The sequence below is a fragment of the Mitsuaria sp. TWR114 genome, from assembly GCF_007997345.1.
On record NZ_VOSR01000625.1, the window covers coordinates 1 to 2,146 of the forward strand.

Genomic DNA, 2,146 nt, shown 5'->3' on the forward strand with positions numbered 1-2,146 from the left:
AGCAGCGCGAGGCGCTGCGCCACTACGGCCTGCAGGCCATCGCGCAGGACGATCCACCGCCGGCCATCGAGATCGAGGCCTTGACGGCGAGCGGCTCGACGCGGTCGCTGGAGCTGACCGCGCGACCGGTCAGCCTGCGCGGACGTCGGCTCAACGTGATGACGGTGCAGGACCTGAGCGACATGCGCCATGTGCAGACCAGCCTGCTCGACGTGGGGCGCGTGCTGCACCAGATCATCGAGAACAGTCCGGTCGCGAGCTTCGTGCTCGACGCCGAGCACCGGGTCACGCACTGGAACGCCGCCTGCGCCAAGCTCACCGGCCGCGACCGCTTCGACATGCTGGGGCGGCAGGACGCCTGGTCGGCCTTCTATCCGGACGAGCGCCCGCTGCTGGCCGACCTGATCATCGCCGGCACTATCGAGGCGGAGGGCGTCCCGCTGTACGAGGGCCGCTGCCGCCGCTCGGAGACCGTGGACGACGCCTATGAGGTCGAGTCCTTCTTCCCGCAGATGGACGGTGGCGGGCGCTGGCTGTTCTTCACCGCCGCGCCGCTGCGGGATGCGCATGGCAACGTCATCGGCGCGATCGAGACGCTGCAGGACGTCACCCAGCGGCGCCGCGCCGAGGAGGAACTGCGCCGCCATCGCGCCGAGCTCGAGGAGCTGGTCAGCGAGCGCACCGCCGAGTTGCTGCTCACGCACCATGAGCTGGAGGCCTTCCTGGAGAACGCGTCGGTGGGCATCGTCACCACGCTCAACCAGCGCATCGTGCGCGGCAACCGCAAGTTCAACGAGATGTTCGAACTCGACGGCGCCTCGCCCAGCGGCATCCCGACGCGTTCCTTCTTCGCCAGCGACGAGGACTTCCAGTCGCTGGCGTCGATCGCCTATCCGGTGCTCACCCGCGGCGAGTCGCTGCAGCACGAGATGCCCATGGTCTCCGCGCGCGCCGGCCGCTGTGGATCCAGATGATCGCCTACGTGGCCAATCCGCATGACCGCCTGGCCCAGACCTGGTGGCTGCTGCAGGACCGCAGCGAGGTGCGGCGCGTGCAGCGCGAGCTCGAGGAAAACTACCAGCGCATCAAGTCGACCAACACCCGCCTGGAAGAGGCACAGAACCAGCTGCTGCAGTCCGAGAAGATGGCCTCCATCGGCCAGCTCGCGGCCGGCGTGGCGCATGAGATCAACAACCCCATCGGCTTCGTCAGCTCCAACATGAGCACGCTGCGCGGCTACGTGGAGCCGCTGTTCGAGCTGCTCGACACGATGCAGGCACAGTCGCCCGGCACGCTGCCCGAGGCGGTCGACCGCGCGCTGCGCGAGCTGGACCGGCGCATCGACCTGGCCTTCGTCAAGGAGGACCTGCCGCAGCTGCTCGACGAGAGCGACGACGGCCTGGTGCGGGTCAAGAAGATCGTGCACGACCTCAAGGACTTCTCGCGCGTGGACCATGCCGAGTGGCAGGACGCCGACCTCAACGCGGGCCTCGAGTCGACGCTCAATGTCGTGATGAACGAGGTCAAGTACAAGGCTGACGTGAAGAAGGACTACGGCCAGTTGCCGCCGGTGCGCTGCATCGCGGCGCAGCTGAACCAGGTCTTCATGAACCTGATCGTCAACGCGGCCCATGCCATCCCGCAGCGCGGCGAGATCCGCCTGCGCACGCGGGCCGAGGGCGATTGGGTCCGCGTCGAGGTGCAGGACACCGGCACCGGCATGAGCGAGGAGGTGCGGCGCCGCATCTTCGAGCCCTTCTTCACGACCAAGCCGGTGGGCAAGGGCACCGGGCTGGGGCTGTCGCTGTCCTACTCCATCGTGCAGAAGCATGCGGGGCGGATCGAGGTGCGCAGCGTGCCCGGCGAAGGCACGACCTTCGAGGTCTGGATTCCCGTCAAGCCACCGGAAGACGGGGCCGCGCCGACGTGACCGGCGCGCGGACGGTCCCTGGACATCGCGCGGGCTTGGGCCTCTAATCGTCGCTGTCCGAGAGGGGCGTCGATCCCCCGGGACCTTCGAGACGCAGGGGGGCTGCGATGTCCGATGCAGGCAGGATGACCGCGACGGCGGCGCCTTGGCGCCTGGCCGTCGTGGGCCGCTTGGTTGGCCGCTTGGTTGGCCGCGTGGTTGGCCGCATGAGGCGGC

At 68.8% G+C, this 2,146-nt stretch carries 2 protein-coding genes; both read left to right on the forward strand.

Annotated elements, in window-relative coordinates; all coding sequences use genetic code 11:
- A partial coding sequence (locus FUT87_RS20930; RefSeq protein ID WP_147242268.1) for a PAS domain S-box protein occupies nucleotides 1-974 on the forward strand: 974 nt, incomplete at its 5' end.
- Entirely contained in the window at nucleotides 971-1,930 is a 960-nt protein-coding gene (locus FUT87_RS20935; RefSeq protein ID WP_147242269.1) for an ATP-binding protein, read from the forward strand. The genes FUT87_RS20930 and FUT87_RS20935, both read left to right, overlap by 4 nt.
- Nucleotides 1,931-2,146: the final 216 nt, after the last annotated feature.